Origin of the sequence: Micromonospora sp. CPCC 206061, from assembly GCF_036906915.1 — a bacterium.
Lineage (GTDB): Bacteria > Actinomycetota > Actinomycetes > Mycobacteriales > Micromonosporaceae > Phytohabitans.
On record NZ_JBAKHX010000231.1, the window covers coordinates 1 to 666 of the forward strand.

Sequence of the window (666 nt, forward strand, 5' to 3'; positions counted from 1 at the left end):
GGGAGTGTAAAAAGATCGGTGTAACTCCTGATCAAGGAGAGAGCACCTGATGACGATCACGACGAGCGCGGCGGATACTGCTGCGATGGTCTCGGACGAGAGAACGAGTAGGCGCCCGCGGCGGGCCAGGACGGCGCCGGCGGGGGTGGACCCTGCCCTGGTCAACCAGCTGGTGGCCCAGGCCCGCGAGCAGGGTTTGCAGCTGTCCGGCGAAGGCGGGCTGCTGCAACAGCTGACGAAGGTCGTGCTGGAGTCCGCGTTGGAGGGTGAGATCACCGATCACCTCGGCTACGACAAGCACGACCCGGCCGGGGCCAACAGCGGCAACTCCCGTAACGGTGCCCGCGCCAAGACCGTGTTGACCGATGTCGGCCCGGTTGAGATCACCGTGCCCCGCGACCGGGACGGTTCGTTCGAGCCGCAGCTGGTGCGTAAGCGGCAGCGGCGGCTGTCCGGGGTCGAGGACATGGTGCTGTCCTTGTCTGCCAAGGGTTTGACGACCGGGGAGATCAGCGCGCATCTGGCCGAGGTGTACGGGGCGCAGGTGTCGAAGCAGACGATCTCGACGATCACCGACAAGGTGATGGACGGGATGGCCGAGTGGCAGAACCGGCCCCTGGATCCGGTCTATCCGGTGGTGTTCCTGGACGCGATCAACGTGAAGAT

At 65.6% G+C, this 666-nt stretch carries 1 protein-coding gene; it reads left to right on the plus strand.

Annotated features, from left to right (window positions below; genetic code table 11):
- Positions 1 to 49: 49 nt before the first annotated feature.
- On the plus strand, positions 50 to 666 hold a 617-nt coding region (locus V6V89_RS41530), incomplete at its 3' end, for a transposase (protein ID WP_442935333.1).